Origin of the sequence: Kutzneria kofuensis (assembly GCF_014203355.1) — a bacterium.
GTDB lineage: Bacteria > Actinomycetota > Actinomycetes > Mycobacteriales > Pseudonocardiaceae > Kutzneria > Kutzneria kofuensis.
Window position 1 is genome coordinate 6,252,081 of the sequence record NZ_JACHIR010000001.1, and the last position, 16,468, is coordinate 6,268,548.

Genomic DNA, 16,468 nt, shown 5'->3' on the forward strand with positions numbered 1-16,468 from the left:
CAGAGGAGCTGTGCGCCGGCTCAGTCGGCGTACAGCTCCTCGATCTCGGCGGCGTAGCGCTCGGTGATCGGGCCGCGGCGAAGCTTCAACGTGTGCGTCAGCTCCGGGCAGCCGGGCTCCCACCAGGTCGGCAGGATGGCGAACCGCTTGACCTGCTCGACCCGGGACAGCCGCTGGTTGCCGGCGTCGATGCCGGCGGCGACGGCATCGCGCACCGCGTCGGCCTTGGTCAGTTCGACGAGGTCGGCGTCGGCGAGGCCGTTGGCGCTGGCGAAGCCCTTGGCCACCTCGGGTTCCAGCAGCACCAGGCCCACGTTGTACGGCCGCGCGTCGCCGATCACCACGAGCTGGCCGATCAGCGGGCAGCCGGCCTTGATGGTGTTCTCGATCGTGCTCGGCGACATGTTCTTGCCGCTGGAGTTGATGATCAGTTCCTTCTTGCGGTCGATGATGCGGACGTACCCGTCCGGGTCCATCGTGGCGACGTCGCCGGTGTGCAGCCAGCCGTCCTCGTCGAGGGAGGCGGCCGCGTGCGTGACGGCGCCGCGGTAGCCCTTCATCACCAGGTCGCCGCGGACCAGTAGCTCGTTCTCGTCGCCGAGCCGCAGCTCGACGCCGGGGATGGCCGGCCCGCAGGTGCCGAAACGGTTGGCGTGCGGGGGATTCAGCGTCGCCAGCCCGCACACCTCGGACATGCCCCAGCCCTCGGACAGCGGAATGCCCAGCGCGTTGATGAACTCGACGGCGTCGGCGGTGATCGGGGCGGCGCCGCACAGCGCGTACCGGATCCGGTCGAAGCCGATCATCGCCCGCAGCGGCGCCAGCGTGCGCTCGTCGGCCGATCGGTAGCGCGACCGCAGCTGCTCGTCGGGCTCCTCGGCGCGGACGTAGTCCAGGCCGATCCTGATCGCCTGGGTGAGGGCGGTCTTGCGGGCCTGGTTGATCTCGCCGGCGATCATCGCCTCGACGCCGGCGCGGATGTTGTACCAGACCTGCGGCACGGCGCCGAAGATCGTCGGCTTGGTCTCGCCGACCGCGGCCAGCACGGCCCGGCGGTTCGCCACGCACGTGACCTGCAGGCCGGTGACTATCTGCGTGTAGTGCGTGCCCCAACGGTCGGCGACGTGCGCGTGCGGCAGGAAGGAGATGATCCGGTCGTTGTGGTCGGCCGGCAGCACGGACGCCGCCGCAGTCACCGCGGCGAGCATGTTCCGGTGGCTGAGTTCCACCCCTTTGGGCGGCCCGGTCGTCCCGGACGTGTAGATCAGCGTCAACACGTCGTCCGGTTCGACGGCCTGCCACGTCCGGTCGAAGTCGAAGTCCTCCGGCTCTCGCGTCTCCAGCTCGTCGAGGCCGATGGTGCCCTCCGGCGCGGCGTCGACGCAGACGACGTGCTCCACGGCGGTGCCGTCGCGGCCCGCGAGCACGGTCGGCAGGAACTGCTCCTCGCAGATCACCACCCGGTTGGCCGCGTTGCCGACGAGGAACTGGATCTGCTCCGGCGAGGACGTGTTGTACAGGGAGAACGGCGTCGCGCCGAGATGGAAGACGGCGGTGTCGACCAGGTGGAACTCGGGCCGGTTGACCATCATCAGGGCCACGGTGTCGCCGCGGCGGACGCCGAGCGTCGCCAGTCCGGCGGCGATGCGCCGCACCCGCTCCGCGTACTCGCGCCAGGTGACGGTGACCGCGTCGGCCGGGGTGCGCAGCGCCACCAGGTCGGGGTGCTTGGCCGCCGTCGCCTGGAACACGGCGCACAGCGTGCTCATCGATCCTCCTCCCCGCCGGCTCCTCCACACGCCCCCAGCTCAGAATCGCGTTGACGCTAACAGTTCCCCTGGTGGGTGCCAATCGACGTGCCCGAGCGCCGCGAGGGTGGTGGCCGAGTTGCCGCGGTGATACAAAGAGGGGGAATCGTCTCACCGTTTCGGGAGGCGGCCATGGACCTGGCCGGACCGGGCTCGCTGCACTGGCGGCACGCCGGGGACAACCGCGTTCTGCTGCTGCTCGTACGGGTCGGGCTGCTGCAGCTGATGCATCCCGGCCTCGGCGCGGGCGTGCGGGACCATTCCGACTTCTTCGGCGAGCCGTGGGAGCGGATCATCCGCTCGGTGCCGCAGATCCAGGGCGTCACCTTCGACTGGCCGGACGCGGAGACCACCGCCCGTCAGATCACCTCGTACCACGTGGACATCAAGGGCGTCGACGAGCAGGGCCGGCGCTACCACGCCCTCGATCCGGAGACGTACTTCTGGGCGCACCTGACGATTTTCGACACGATGGTTCGCTCGATCGAGTTGTTCGACCATCGGCTCAGCGACGCCGAGAAGGCGCAGCTCTACGCCGAGACGATGGCCGGCTACCGGCTCTACGGCGTCAGCGACCGCGTCGCCCCCGAGGACTGGGCCGGCTACGAGCGCTACCTGGACCGGATGTGCCGCGAGGTGCTGGAGGTGACGCCGGTGGCCCGGGGGCTGCTCGATTTCGTCGACCGCCCGCCGGAGCGGTTTCCGCTCCTGCCGGCCCCGATCTACCGGCTGTTCAAGCGCCCGTTCGGCAAGTTCCTGTGGTGGGTGAACCGCGGCACGCTGCACCCGGCGATTCTCGACCGGATCGGGGCGTCCTGGACGGCGCGGGACGAGCGGCTGCTGCGGATCTTCGCCAAGATCGTGCACGTGGTGTGGCCACTGGTGCCGTACCGGCTGCGGTATTCGCCCCGCTCCCGGGCGGCGATGAAGCGGGTCGCCGTTGCCCGTTGACGACGACCTGATCCTCGACGCGGCCGTCGAAGAACTGCGTGCCTACGGATTGCGGCGCACCAGCGTGGACAACGTCGCCCGCCGCGCCGGGCTGTCCCGGGCGACCGTGTACCGGCGGTTCGAGAACAAGAACGTGCTGGTCCAGGCGGCCCTGGTGCGGGAGAGCGCCCGGTTCTTCGGCGAGATCGTCGCGGCGATCGGCCCGCTGCCGACGGCCGCGGAGCGCCTGGTCGAGGGCTTTGTGGTGGGGCTGCGCAAGGTTCGCACGGACGCGCTGCTCACCCGGTTGCTGATCAGCGATCCCGAGGAGCTGGTGCCGTACCTGACGCTGCGCGGCTCGGGGGTCATCGCCGCCGCCAGCGACTTCCTCGTCTCGCAGTACGAGGAGGTGGCCGGCCCGTCGATGAGCCGGGATCCGCGGGTGCTGGCGGAAATTCTGGTGCGGTTGGCCATCTCGTTCACGCTGACGCCCGACGGTGTCGTCGCCGTCGATGACGACGACGCGGTTCGGGAATTCGCCAATTCCTATCTGGTGCCGCTGCTGTCCTGACTGCGAGGCTGATGCCCGTCGACCGGAGGGAGGGCGCATGGCCGAGGTGTGTGTCATCGGGGCCGGCTCGTCGGGCATCGCGGCGGCCCAGGTGCTGCAGTCCCGGGGAATCGAATTCGACTGCTACGAGGTGGGGTCGGAGGTCGGCGGCAACTGGCGGTACCGCAACGACAACGGCATGTCGTCGGCGTACCGGTCGCTGCACATCAACACCTCGACCCGGCAGATGCAGTACGCCAGCTTCCCGATGCCGGCGGGCCTGCCGGCCTATCCCGACCACTTCCAGATCGCCCGCTACTTCGACAGTTTCGTGGACCACTTCGGCCTCCGCGACAAGATCGCCTTCCGGACCGAGGTGACGGCCGTCGTCCCTCGCGACGGTGGGTACGACGTGACGATCCGCGAGCGGGACACCGGGGCCGAGCGGACTCTGCCGTACCGCTCGGTGATCGTCGCCAACGGCCACCACTGGGATCCGCGGGAACCGGAGTTCCCCGGTACGTTCACCGGCGAGCGGGTGCATTCCCACTACTACAAGACGTTCGAGCCGTACATCGGCAAGCGGGTGCTGGTGCTCGGCATCGGCAACTCGGCGTGCGACATCGCGGTCGAGCTGTCCCGGGTGGCCGACCGGACGTTCCTGGCCATGCGCCGCAGCGCCCACATCCTGCCGAAGTTCCTGTTCGGCATTCCGACCGACCACCTGACGACGTCGCCGCTGGCCCGCGGACCCCTGTGGCTGCAACGGCTTTCCATGCGAGCGTTGCTCGCGTTGACCCGCGGTTCGGTGACCCGCTACGGCTTGCCCGAGCCGGACCACAAGGTGTTGGCCGCGCATCCGACCGTCTCCGACGACATCCTCACCCGGGTCGGTCACGGCGACATCGTGGTGAAACCGAACATCGCTCGTTTCGACGGCTCCGATGTCGTTTTCGACGACGGCAGCCGCGAACAGGTCGACGCGGTCATCTATTGCACGGGATATCGGATAACTTTCCCGTTCCTGGCCGACGACATCGTGCCCACGGCCGACAACGAAGTGGCGCTCTATCAGCGGGTGGTGCCGGTGAACCATCCCGGGCTGTACTTCCTCGGACTGATCCAGCCGCTCGGCGCGATCATGCCGCTGGCCGAGGCGCAGGCGCACTGGATCGCCGACCTGATCGAGGGGGCGGCCGCGCTGCCGTCCGCCGACGAGATGAACCGGGAGATCCGCCGCTACCGGGAGCGGATGCGCCGCCGCTACGTGGCGTCGAAACGGCACACGATCGAGGTCGACTTCCAGGAGTACCTGGCCGACCTGAAACGGCTCCGCCGTATGTTACCGTCGAGTAAGTTGATGGGCACGGGGAGCTGAGATGGCCGATCTGGATCAGTTGGTGTCGCTGAACGTCAAGGTGACCGGGCACGTCGCCGAGGTGACCCTGCTCGGGCCGGGCAAGGGCAACGCCATGGGCCCGGACTTCTGGCGCGAGCTGCCGGTCGTCTTCGGCGCGCTGGACGCCGACCCGCAGGTCAGGGCCGTCATCCTGACCGGCAGCGGGGCCAACTTCTCGTACGGGCTCGACCTGCCGGCGATGATGCCGAGCTGGGCCGAGCTGCTCGGCTCCGACCCGGCGCTGGCCGAGCCGCGGACCCGGTTCCTGCACGACCTGCGCCGGCTGCAGGACTCCGTCACCTCGGTCGCCGCCTGCCGCAAGCCGGTGATCGCGGCCGTGTCCGGCTGGTGCATCGGCGGCGGCGTCGACGTCATCTCCGCCGCCGACATCCGCCTGGCCAGCGCCGACGCCAAGTTCAGCGTCCGCGAGGTCAAGGTGGCCATCGTCGCCGACCTGGGCAGCCTGCAGCGCCTCGTCGGCATCATCGGCGAGGGGCACCTGCGGGAGCTGGCGTTCACCGGCCGGGACGTCGACGCCCGCCGGGCCGAGAAGATCGGCCTGGTCAACGACGTCTACGAGACCCAGGACGACGTGCTCGACGCCGCCCGCAAGCTGGCCGAGGAGATCGCCGCCAACCCGCCGCTGGTCGTGCAGGGCGTCAAGGACGTGCTCGACACCGCCCGCGCCCCGCAGGTCGCCGCCGGCCTGCGCTACGTCGGCGCGTGGAACTCCGCGTTCCTGCCCAGCAAGGACCTCGGCGAGGCGGCGCAGGCCTTCTTCGAGCGCCGCCCGCCGAAGTTCACGGGGGAGTAGGCCCCGCTCAGCCGTTGCGGTCCGGACCGGCCTTGTCGAGGCTGATCCGGACCAGCACGCGCTTGTCCCGGACCATCGCCGCCCGGTAGTCGTCCCAGTCCGGGTGCTCACCCGAGACCCGGCGGTAGTACTCGACCAGGCCGTCCATCGCCTCCGGCAGGTGCACGACCGACGCCGTGCCCTCCACCTGGATCCAGCGGCCGAAGAACTCGTCCGGCAGCACGCACACCGCCACCCGCGGGTCGCGCAGGATGTGCTTGAGCTTGTACGCGGTCTCCCGGGTGCTGATCACCACGTAGCCCTCGTCGTCCACGTCGACCGTCACCGGCGACATCTGCGTCGAGCCGTCGGCGCGTGTCGTGGCCAGCACCGCACGGTGCTGCGTGCGGATCACGTCCCTGGCGGCGTCGAGATCCATCGGGGTCCCTTCCCTAGGTGTTTGACGGCTGCAACCGCCGTGTCCCGGGACACATTCCCCTAGCCGGCCAGGGCCTGCGTGACCACGTCCCTGGCCTCCTGCTGGATCCGGGCCAGGTGCTCGTCGCCCTGGAAGCTCTCCGCGTAGATCTTGTACACGTCCTCGGTGCCGGACGGCCGTGCCGCGAACCAGCCCGACCGGGTGGTCACCTTGAGGCCGCCGAGGGCGGCGCCGTTGCCGGGGGCCTCGGTCAGCCGCTGCTCGATCGGCTCGCCGGCCAGTTCGGTCGCGGTGACGGCCTCGGGGGAGAGCTTGGCCAGCTTGGCCTTCTCCTCCCGGGTGGCCGGCGCGTCGACGCGGGCGTAGCTGGGCGCGCCGAACTCGCCGACCAGCTCGGCGTAGCGCTGGCTCGGGGTCTTGCCGGTGCCGGCGGTGATCTCCGCCGCCAGCAGGCACAGCAGCAGCCCGTCCTTGTCCGTGGTCCACACGCGGCCGTCGCGGCGCAGGAACGACGCGCCGGCGCTCTCCTCGCCGCCGAACGCCACCGAGCCGTCCAGCAGGCCCGGCACGAACCACTTGAAGCCGACGGGCACCTCGACCAGCCGCCGGCCCAGGCTGGCGGTCACGCGGTCGATCATCGACGAGCTGACCAGCGTCTTGCCCACGGCGGCGTCGGCGGACCAGCCGTCGCGGTGCCGGTACAGGTAGTCCACGGCGACGGCGAGGAAGTGGTTGGGGTTGAGCAGGCCGGCGTCGGGCGTGACGATGCCGTGCCGGTCGGAGTCGGCGTCGTTGCCGGTGGCCAGGTCGAACTCGGCGCGGCGGCCGATCAGCGAGGCCATCGCGTTCGGCGACGAGCAGTCCATCCGGATCTTGCCGTCCCAGTCCAGCGTCATGAACCGGAAGGTGGCGTCCACCAACGGGTTCACCACGGTCATGTTCAGCCCGTACCGGTCGGCGATCTCGCCCCAGTAGGCGACCGATGCGCCGCCCAGCGGGTCCGCGCCGATACGCAGCCCGGAGGACTTGATCACGTCCAGGTCGACCGCAGTCGGAAGTTCGCTCACATACGCGTCGAGGAAGTCGTAGCGGCCCGTGGTGTCGGCGGCGAGCGCCTTCGCGTAGGTCACGCGCTTCACGCCGTCGAGTCCGGCGGCCAGCAACTCGTTGGCGCGGTCCTGGATCCAGCGCGTCACGTCCGTGTCGGCGGGGCCGCCGTTGGGCGGGTTGTACTTGAAACCACCATCGCGTGGGGGATTGTGCGACGGCGTGATGACCACGCCGTCGGCCCGATCGGCGCCGCCGCCGGCGTTGTGCGCCAGGATCGCCCGCGACAGGGCGGGGGTCGGCGTGTAGCCGTCGCGGCTGTCGATCAGCACCCGCACGCCGTTGGCCGCGAACACCTCCAGCGCGCTCACGAACGCCGGCTCCGACAGGGCGTGCGTGTCCTTGCCCAGATACAGCGGACCGGTGATGCCCTGGCCGGCCCGGTACTCGCAGATCGCCTGGCTGGTGGCCAGGATGTGGTCCTCGTTGAACGCGATCGACAGGGCCGAACCGCGGTGGCCGGAGGTGCCGAACGCCACCCGCTGCTCCGGCACCGACGGGTCCGGGTGTTCGGCGTAGTAGGCCGTGACCAACTTGGCCAGGTCGACCAGATCGGACGGCTCTGCGGGCTGTCCGGCCCTGGGATCCACCGACATCCGGGCTCCTCCTCGATAGGTGCGCAGCGGCGGTCGGCATTGTCTCACCCTGACGGCGGTGTTCCGCCGGGCCCGGATGCAATCAGGTAACTCCAGGGGAATCCGAGCGAGGAAGGGCGCATGAGCAGACCTGGACGCCGGGGCCGAGCGACCATCGAGGACGTCGCGAAACTGGCGGGGGTGTCGCGGCAGACCGTCTCCCGGGCGGTCAACGACATGGCCGAGATAACGCCGTCCACCAAGCAACGCGTTCTGGAAGCGGTGCGCACCCTCGGCTACCGGCCGAGCCGGTTCGCGCGGGGACTGGTCAAACAGGACACCACCACCATCGGCCTGATCGTCTCCGACCTGGCCAACCCGTTCTTCCCGGAGGTGACGGCCGGCGTGCTGGCCGCCGCCGAGCACCGCGGCTGGCACGTCGTCGTCTGCGACACCCAGTACTCGCTGGAGCGGGAGCTGGCGGCGCTGGAGGTGCTGTCCCACCAGGCCGACGCGATCGTCGGCTACCTCGGCAACCCCGACGACGAGCTGGAGCGGCACGCCGGCGGGGTGCCGCTGGTGCTGCTGGAGCGGCCCAGCACCTCGCCGCGACTGGGGTCGGTGCGCATCGACATCGAGGGCGGCATGCTCGCCGGCCTGCGGCACCTGGTGTCGTCCGGGCACAACCGGATCGGCATGCTCGACGGGGCGCCGTACCCGTCGCAGAGCGGCCGCCGCCGGCACTACCTGGCCGTCGCCCAGGAGCTGGGGCTCGCCGTCGACGAGGGCTGGATCTTCGACTGCGACCACTCGGTCGCCGGCGGCGCGGCCGCGATGGAGGCCCTGCTCGGGGCCCATCCCGACGTCACGGCGGTGTTCGCGTTCAACGACCTCGTCGCCGTCGGGGCCGTGCAGGCCGCGCGGGGGCTGGGGCGGCAGGTGCCGGCCGACTGCGCCGTCATCGGCTTCGACGGCCTGCAGCTGGGGGAGCTGGTCGACCCGCCGCTGACCACGCTGCACATCGACAAGCGGCGGATCGGGGAACTGGCCGTGGAGCAGGTCGGGCTCATCCTGTCCGAGCAGACGACGGCGGCGACGCACTGGCCGGTCGTGCGCCCCAGGCTGGTGATTCGGCGCTCAGCCTGACGGCATGTCTTGATCTCCCGGTGCCGGCGTACGGCATAGTCGTCAGCCTATGAGGCACGTGTTCGACGCCGTGCTCGATCGGTTCGCCGCTGCCGATCCGGGCACGCTCCGGCTCCGGCAGGCGATCCGCACGGCGGTCAGCGTCGTGCTGGCGATCGCCGCGCTGGCGCTGCTCGGCCTGCCCATCACGACGATCATGCTGGGCACGATCGTGGCGATGATGTCGGCGATGTCGGTCAACGACAAGACCGTCCGCGCCAAGGCCGGCACGTTCCTGCTGCTGCCGGTGTCGGCCGGGGTGTCGATCTCCGCCGGCGCGCTGCTGGAGCCGTGGCCGCCGGTCGGCGACGCGGTGTTCCTCGTGATCATCTTCGTGGCCGTCTACCTGCGGCGATACGCCCCGCGCGGGTTCGCCGTCGGCATGGTCGCGTTCATGACGTTCTTCTTCTCGCTGTTCATCCACGCCACGGTCGAGCAGCTGCCGACGCTGCTGCTGTCGGTGGTGGTGGCGCTGTGCTGCTCGGCGCTGGCGCACTTCGTGCTGGTGCCGCGCCGGCCCCGGCTGTCGCTGCGGCGGATCGTCGTGGCGTTCCGAGCGCGTCTCGGCCAGCTGGTCGACGCCGCCGCGCATCTGGTGGAGGACCCGGACGACCGCCGGCACGAGCAGCTGCGGCGCCGGGTGGGGCGGCTGCACGAATGCGCGCTGATGGTGGAGACGGAGCTGGCCGAGCTGGTCGAGCCGGCGCAGTTCGACCAGTGGCAGCTGGACGTCGTCGACATCGAGCTGACCGGCGAACGGCTGGCCATCGCCGCCCGCCGGCTGGTCGCGGGCGCGGAGATCCCGGCGGAGCTGCGGTCGGGGCTGGTCGCCGAGCTGCAGGAGCTGCGGCTGCTGGCGGGCCGGGATCCGCGGCCGGCACTGGTGTACGAGGACGACATGTCGATCAGCCGGCTCAGCGAGATCGGCCGGCAGCTCGACGCCCTGGACAACCCGCCGCACGTGACCCGGCTGCGCCGGGCGATCCGGGAACTGGCCGTCAGCATCACGTCCGCCCGGGCCGAGCTGGAGTCGGACATGCTCGCCGCCGTCACGGAGGAGCACGCCGGCCGGCATCGCCGGGTCGAGGAACCGGCGTCCGACCAGTCGTCGACACCGCCCGCGCCCCAGGAGGGCTTGCGGCTGACGACGCGGCAGGCGATCCAGGCGGTGATCGGCGCGGGCTTGGCCATCCTGGGCGGGGAGTTCGTGTCGACCCAGCGCTGGTACTGGGCGGTGATCACGGCGTTCCTGGTGTTCGCCAACACGACCTCCCGTGGCGACATCCTGATCCGGGGCTTCCGTCGGACCATCGGCACGCTGCTGGGCATCCTCGCCGGCATGGTCGCCGCGACCCTGGTGTCGGGGCAGAACGCGCTCATCCTCATTCTGATCATCGGGTGCATCAGCCTGGGCGTGTACGTCGTGCAGGTCTCGTACGGGCTGATGACCTTCTTCATGACGATGATGCTGGCGCTGCTGTACAGCCTGATCGGCACCTTCACGCCCGAGGTGCTGGTGCTGCGGCTGGAGGAGACCATCATCGGCGCGCTGGGCGGCGGGATCGCGGCGGTGCTGGTGCTGCCGACCAAGACCCGGACGATCATCAAGGAGGACGTCGCCGCCGTGCTGCAGGCGCTGCGACAGTTCATCCAGGACGCCACCGGGCTGCTGCGGGACGCCGACAACGTGGATCTCATCGACCAGTCCCGAGAGATCGACAAGAAACTGGCCGACCTGCGCAAGGCGGCCGAGCCGATGACCCATGTGATCAGCCCGTACCGGAACCAGCGCAGCGAACTCCGGCACATGCTGGCGATTCTCGGCAGCGCGGCCTACCACGCCCGGAATCTGGCGGCGAACGCCGAGCCGGCGTTGCTGGCGCAGGACGATCGGTTGCCGCGGACGAGCGGTCGGATCGCGGAGAACCTGAGTCGACTGATCGGGGCGGTCGGCGGGGATGACGGGGCGGGTGGGCGGGAACGGGTCGTCGCCGGTGACGCTCTGTCGACGCACGTGCGGCCGCGGCATCTCGCCGAAGGCAATGCTGAGGCCGATGACGCCGTCGGGCGGCGGATCATGGCCAGCGTCGACCATCTCGACGAGCTGGTGGTGGCGCTGGCTCGGCCGCTCGGGTTGGCCGACGACACCGAGACCGAGCCCGCGGAAGAGGTCGACCGGGTCACGTCACGGCTGCTCGGGCAGGTCCGGGACGGGGCCGGGGAGCCGGTTGTGGACGCGGCTTTGACCCTGGTCGATGGCAAGGGACGGCAGGTGGGGCGGTCCGTGCCGGCAGATGACGGGCGGTACCGGATCGAGGTGCCGGAGAGCGGGACGTATTTGCTGATCGCATCCAGCCCGGGGCGGCATCCGAGTGCGGATCTGGTGACCGTGGGGGCGGGACCGGTGAGCAAGGACGTGGTGTTGGAGGAGGAGCGGGACGCCTGGCGGTGAGGCGGGGATTTGGTGATTGATGAGTGCGTGAGATTTCTCTGTCGGGCCGTGGCGGGTTTATGTGGTGTTGGGTGGGCCGATTTGGTGTGGAGCCTCTGGACGATGGCACTCAGGGCTGTTTAGGGGCAGGCAGAGCCTGCCCTGAGTTGCTGTCAATTGTATGCCATCGTCCACCTCCACACAAAATCGGCCCAAGTGTGGGGTGGAGGTGGTGAAAGGGCTCCGGCAGGTTGGGGTGGGCGGGTTTCGTTCGCTGTGGAGTTGTCAAAGAATGGGGGGCGGGGGCGGGTCAGTATTGGTGGGGTCGGGTGGTATGGACCCGGCCCTGGGGTGTGGTCCAGCGGATGGTGCCGTCGGAATCCAGGGTCACCGTGTAGTTGTCGTGTTTGCGGTGGTGGTGCCAGGAACACAGGCCCTTGAGTTGGGTGGCCTTGGTTTTGCCCTTGGGCCAGGGGATGACGTGGTCGAGTTCGCGGATAGGGCTGGTGCAGCCGGGGGCGGTGCAGAGGCCGCCGTCATGGACCTTGACCATCTCGCGCATGGGGGCGGTGGGCCGGTACTTGGCGGTGCTCATGGCGGTGGCGTGGCGGTACTGGTCGAGCAGGATCCCGCGCCAGGGGCCTTGCATGGCCAGTTCGCAGGCGAGTTCGGCGGGGATGGGGCCGTAGCCGTCCAGCAGGCCGGGCTCTTTGGTCAGGCCGATGAGGGTCTCGACGGGGATCGTCACATGGACCTGGACCTGGCGGTCCTTGGTGTTGGCGAGGAAACGGTCGAGGAAGGCGTCGGCCCGCTTCTGGTCGGTGGTCCGGTCGTCTTTGGGTAGCTCGGCGACATCAGCGTTGAGCAGGTCGTAGACCATGCGGGCCTCCACAGCGGGCAGCACCGCCTTGAGCTGGGCCATCCCGTCCGGCAGCGGCGTGAACTCAACCCGCCGCTCGGCTTTGGCGCGCTGACAGCGCTGGTCGCTACCGTCGGGATCGGCCAGCGCGACCAACTTCGTCGTCTGCCGGGCGAGTTGGCTGCGGTTCAACCCCGCAGCGACCTCGACCAGGGAGTCCTCGACCTGGGTGACCAGGGCCTGGGTGGGCAGGTGGGCGACCCGCTCATCCACGACCTCCAGCCGCCGCTGGTCGATTTCCCCGCGCCGCAGCTGGGCGAACAGGCGGGGCAGTGTCTCGACCACCCGGCTGAATTCCTTGCGTTGTCCCAACGCCCGCTCGGGTTCGTGGCCGGCCATGGCCAGTTCGGTGAGGTCGTCGACGTGGTGGAGGACCTCCAGCTGGATGGCGTGGCCGAATGCGGCGATCTTGCCGGCCAGAATGTAGGCGGTGACCTTCTCCTGATCGGAGAGGCCGGGAATGTCCACCCTCGCCAACAGGTCAAACAGGGCCCCGCAGGGCTCCTGGTTCTCCATGTCGAGGGTGAGTTCTTCCATGTGTCTAGAATATGCTCGGCGAAGATCGAACTCGAATCACTAACGGGTGATTGTTTCATGCATAATCGCCGACTCCCGGCGCTGTGCGCCCTGGGGGATCGGGGAAGCGCTGAGCGAAGCGTGGATTTTGTGTGGAGGTGGACGATGGCATGCAATTGACAGCGACTCAGGGCAGGCTCTGCCTGCCCCTAAACAGCCCTGAGCGCCGTCGTCCAGAGGCTCCACACCAAATCCACGCGACCCAACAGAAGCCCCCCTCAAACCCCCCGAGGCGCCTTCTCCCCCCGAGCCCTCTCCACCTGCTCCACGATCCCCTTCACGATCCGCCGCGTCGCCTCCTCCACCACTTCCCGAGTCGGCTCCTGCCCCAGCAGATCCGCCAAATCCACCGGCTCCCCGGTGCAGATCACCACCCGCCGTCGCGGCAACAACCGCGGAAACCGCCCCTTCGGCGGCAACACGAACTGCGTCCCCCAGTGCCCGATCGGCACCACCGGTGCCCCGGTCGCCAACGCCAGCCGCGCGATGCCGCTCTTGGCCTGCTTCACCGACGGCCACCCGTCGGGATCCGCGGTGAACGTCCCCTCCGGGAACACCAGCACGCACTCCCCGGCCTCAACTGCCTTCACCGCATCCCGGTAAGCATCGGTCGCCTTCGACGTCCCCCGATGCACGGGAATGTGCCGCCCACCCGCCAGCACGCTCCGTACCACCGGAACCTTCCACAGCCCGGCCTTCGCCAGATACCGCGGAATCCTCCCGTGCGCCAGCACGTACGCCGTCACCGTCACCGGATCCGCGAAGGACACGTGGTTGCTGGCGATCAGCACCGGCCCCTCGGCAGGTATGTGCCGCCCGCCATGCCAACCCGACCGCGTGAAGATCATCACGAACGGCCAGAGCACATCGATCGCCAAGCCGTACCAGAAGCCGCGCCCCCTGCGCGGGGTGCGCAGCGTCAGCAGGAACTTCTCGCGCACACCGCGGGGCGCGGTGCTGGTGTCGTCGGTCGCCTCCGGGATGAGCACAGCGGCCACTCTCGCACGATCAGGTGGCTGAGCGGGCCAGATCGTGATGTGACGATCCACTGGCCGCCGCCCGCCCGCCGGTGATCCGGTCGGCCGCCAGCCGCCCCGAGATCAGCACCGGCGGGATGCCCACCCCCGGCGTCGTCCCGCAGCCGGCCAGCACCACGTTGTCGATGCCCCGCAGCAGGTTCCGCGGCCGGAACGGACCGGTCTGCGCAAACGTGTGCGCGGCGGCGAACGGCGTCCCCGCGGCCAGCCCTTGCCGGGCCCAGTCGGACGGCGTGAGCACCCGTTCCACGGTGACCGAATCGCCGAGGCCGGTCAGCCCCCGCTCCTCCAGCAGACCCACCAGCTCGTCCCGGTATGCCGGCGCCACCCGGTCCCAGTCGATCGGAGCCAGCTCCAGGTTCGGCGTCGGGGCCAGCACCGACAGCAGCTGCCGGCCCTCCGGCGCCAACGAGGCGTCCGTCGCGGTCGGACGGGTGATCAGCAGCGACGGATCGCTCATCAGCCGCCCGAGCGAAGTGATCTCCGAGAACGTGCGCTTCCAGGCCGCCCCGAACGAGATCGTGTGATGCCCCAACGTCTCCCACGACCGGTCCACGCCGGCGTGCAGCACGAAGGCCGACGGCGACCACCTCAGTGGCACGACCCGCCGCGGCAGATGCCCCAGCAGCCGGTACGAAGCCGGCAGGTCCGGCGTCAGAACCACGGCGTCACAGGCGATCCGCTCACCATGGGTCGTCCGCACGGCCGCCACCCGCGACCCGATGCGCTCCAGCCACGCGACGGTCGTGCCGTAGCGGAACTCCGCGCCCGCCCGGGCCGCCGAGGCCGCCATCGCCTCCGGCACGCTCCGCATGCCGCCGCGCGGGAACCACACGCCGGCGACGGTGTCCATGTACGCGATCACCGCGTACGCCGCGAGCGCCCGCTCCGGCGGCACGCCGGCGTACAGCGACTGGAACGAGAAGATTCGCCGCAGCCGGCGGTCCTTGACGAAGCCGCCGACCTTCGCGCCCAGGCTCCCGAACGCACCCATGCCGGCCAGCCGGGCCAGCGACGGCCCGACCAGGTCGAGCGGCGAGTCGAAGTTCGCGCCGATGAACCGGTCGCGCTCAGCGACGTACAGCCCGGTCAGCCACTGCCGTAGCCGCCGATACCCCGCCGCCTCGCCCGGCCCGGCCACCCGCAGCACCTCCGCCTCCATGGCGTCGGCGTCGCTGTGCACGTCGATGGAGCTGCCGTCCGGGAACCGCGCCACGTACGCGGGATGCAGCGGCACGAGGTCCAGGCGCGCCGCCAGCGAGTCGCCGACCGCCGAGAAGGCCTCGTCGAGCAGCTCGGGCATGGTCAGCACGGTCGGGCCGGTGTCCAGCCGGTAGCCGTCGACGTCGAGCTGCCCGGCCCGCCCGCCCGGGACCCGGTCGCGTTCGACGACGGTCACCCGCCGGCCCGCGCCGAGCAGGTGCAGCGCCGTGGAGAGCCCGGCCAGCCCGGCGCCGACCACGACGACGTGGTCCGTGTGCCCCTTGATGGCTTTCATGTCAGTGGTTACGCCTGGTCGCGGCGACTGCCAGGCGCGCGAGCTCGGACGCGGCGGGTTCGGCCACCGGTGTCGCGGCCAGCGTCGCCAGCGCCTGGTCGCGCAGCTCGGCGATGCGTGCCTCCACGGCCGCCACCGCGCCCAGGTCGACCAGCAGGTCGCGGATCACGTCCACGGCGGGCTCGTCGAGGTCGTGCCGGCCGATCGCCGACCGGAGCCGCGTGGCGTCGTCGAACCGGCGCTGCTCCTCGGCGTGGCGGAGGCCCAGCGACACGAGCAGCGTGCGCTTGCCCTCACGGAGGTCGTCACCGGCCGGCTTGCCCGTGACGGCCGGGTCGCCGAACACGCCGAGCAGGTCGTCCCGCAGCTGGAAGGCCAGGCCGATGTCCACGCCGAACTGCCGCAGCCCCTGCACCAGCCCGTCACCGGCACCCGCCAGCACGGCGCCGAGGTGCAACGGCCGCTCCACGGTGTAGGCGGCGGTCTTCAGCCGGTCCACCCGCAGCGCCGCCTCCGCCGACTCGTCGGCGTGCGCCTGCGTCAGCACGTCGAGGTACTGCCCGGCGAGCATCTCCGTACGCATCGCCCGCCACGGCTCGTACGCCCGGTGCAGCTGGCCGGCGCCGAGGCCGGACTCACGGAGCATGTCGTCGGCCCAAGCCAGCGCGAGGTCGCCGAGCAGCACCGCCGACGCCTGCCCGAACCGCTCCGCGGTACCGGCCCAGTGCGAAGACCGGTGCATGTCCGCGAAGGCGACGTGCACGGTCGGCGAGCCTCGGCGCACCGCCGAGGCGTCCATCAGGTCGTCGTGCACGAGCGCGCACGCCTGGATCAGCTCCAGCGCGCTGACGGCCATCACCACGGCGTCGGTGCCCGCGTCGCGCGGGTCGCCGCCCGCACCGCGCCAGCCCCACCAGGCGAACGTCGGCCGGATCCGCTTGCCGCCGCCCAGCACGAAGTCGGCGAGGGCGTCCACCGCGATCGCGAAGTTCTCGTCCACCAGCGCCGCCTCGGTGCGGCGGCGGTTGAGGTAGTCGGTCAGCGCCCGCTCGACCAGGCCGAGGAAGCCGGTGTCGCAGGGGTGCAACGCCGTCGGGTCGTCGCTGGGCTGGTCCGGCCAAAGCTCGGCCAGAATGCCCGGCTTGCTCATGCCAACCTCCGTCGTGCGCCCAACGCGTGCATTGCCAACAGTACGTGGCCCGGCGCGGGCGCCACTGGCGA

General features: G+C 70.4%; 13 protein-coding genes. 6 read left to right on the forward strand and 7 right to left on the reverse strand.

Annotated features, from left to right (window positions below; genetic code table 11):
- Window positions 1-20: 20 nt before the first annotated feature.
- Window positions 21-1,769, reverse strand: coding sequence for an AMP-dependent synthetase/ligase (locus BJ998_RS28945; protein ID WP_184866517.1), 1,749 nt, complete (start codon window positions 1,767-1,769; stop codon window positions 21-23).
- Window positions 1,770-1,940: 171 nt separating this feature from the next.
- Between BJ998_RS28945 and BJ998_RS28950 the strand changes: the two genes are divergently transcribed.
- The 4 genes from BJ998_RS28950 to BJ998_RS28965 are packed head-to-tail and all read left to right on the forward strand — an operon-like array spanning window position 1,941 to window position 5,501.
- Window positions 1,941-2,759, forward strand: coding sequence for an oxygenase MpaB family protein (locus BJ998_RS28950; protein ID WP_184866518.1), 819 nt, complete (start codon window positions 1,941-1,943; stop codon window positions 2,757-2,759).
- Window positions 2,749-3,309: a TetR/AcrR family transcriptional regulator gene (locus tag BJ998_RS28955; protein ID WP_184866519.1), complete on the forward strand. Its 561-nt coding sequence runs from the start codon at window positions 2,749-2,751 to the stop codon at window positions 3,307-3,309. Before BJ998_RS28950 ends, BJ998_RS28955 begins: the two co-directional genes overlap by 11 nt.
- A 37-nt stretch (window positions 3,310-3,346) precedes the next feature.
- Window positions 3,347-4,666 carry a flavin-containing monooxygenase gene (locus tag BJ998_RS28960; RefSeq protein WP_184866520.1) on the forward strand — a complete coding sequence of 440 codons (1,320 nt, stop codon included), beginning with the start codon at window positions 3,347-3,349 and terminating at the stop codon, window positions 4,664-4,666.
- 1 nt (window position 4,667) lies between these two features.
- Complete coding sequence (locus BJ998_RS28965) at window positions 4,668-5,501, forward strand: crotonase/enoyl-CoA hydratase family protein (protein WP_184866521.1); 834 nt, start codon at window positions 4,668-4,670, stop codon at window positions 5,499-5,501.
- A gap of 7 nt (window positions 5,502-5,508) precedes the next feature.
- On the opposite strand, the gene BJ998_RS28970 is transcribed toward BJ998_RS28965, so the two are convergent.
- On the reverse strand, window positions 5,509-5,919 hold the full coding sequence (locus BJ998_RS28970) for a PPOX class F420-dependent oxidoreductase (protein ID WP_184866522.1): 411 nt from the start codon (window positions 5,917-5,919) through the stop codon (window positions 5,509-5,511).
- 59 nt (window positions 5,920-5,978) lie between these two features.
- Window positions 5,979-7,622: a phosphoglucomutase (alpha-D-glucose-1,6-bisphosphate-dependent) gene (gene pgm, locus BJ998_RS28975; RefSeq protein WP_184866523.1), complete on the reverse strand. Its 1,644-nt coding sequence runs from the start codon at window positions 7,620-7,622 to the stop codon at window positions 5,979-5,981.
- Window positions 7,623-7,742: 120 nt separating this feature from the next.
- Here pgm and BJ998_RS28980 point away from each other — a divergent pair, with 120 nt between their 5' ends.
- Complete coding sequence (locus BJ998_RS28980; protein ID WP_184866524.1) at window positions 7,743-8,747, forward strand: LacI family DNA-binding transcriptional regulator; 1,005 nt, start codon at window positions 7,743-7,745, stop codon at window positions 8,745-8,747.
- A 49-nt stretch (window positions 8,748-8,796) separates the two neighbouring features.
- Window positions 8,797-11,238: an FUSC family protein gene (locus BJ998_RS28985; protein ID WP_184866525.1), complete on the forward strand. Its 2,442-nt coding sequence runs from the start codon at window positions 8,797-8,799 to the stop codon at window positions 11,236-11,238.
- Window positions 11,239-11,527: 289 nt separating this feature from the next.
- Here BJ998_RS28985 and BJ998_RS28990 read toward each other — a convergent pair whose 3' ends face one another.
- The 4 genes from BJ998_RS28990 to BJ998_RS29005 all read right to left on the reverse strand — a co-directional run bounded on the left by BJ998_RS28990 (window position 11,528) and on the right by BJ998_RS29005 (window position 16,334).
- A complete protein-coding gene (locus BJ998_RS28990; protein WP_184866526.1) occupies window positions 11,528-12,673 on the reverse strand; it encodes an HNH endonuclease in 1,146 nt (381 codons plus the stop codon).
- A 257-nt stretch (window positions 12,674-12,930) separates the two neighbouring features.
- Complete coding sequence (locus BJ998_RS48690) at window positions 12,931-13,710, reverse strand: lysophospholipid acyltransferase family protein (RefSeq protein WP_312890382.1); 780 nt, start codon at window positions 13,708-13,710, stop codon at window positions 12,931-12,933.
- A 10-nt stretch (window positions 13,711-13,720) separates the two neighbouring features.
- Window positions 13,721-15,247, reverse strand: coding sequence for a phytoene desaturase family protein (gene crtI, locus BJ998_RS29000; RefSeq protein WP_184866527.1), 1,527 nt, complete (start codon window positions 15,245-15,247; stop codon window positions 13,721-13,723).
- A gap of 1 nt (window position 15,248) precedes the next feature.
- Entirely contained in the window at window positions 15,249-16,334 is a 1,086-nt protein-coding gene (locus BJ998_RS29005) for a polyprenyl synthetase family protein (RefSeq protein WP_376776011.1), read from the reverse strand.
- Window positions 16,335-16,468: the final 134 nt, after the last annotated feature.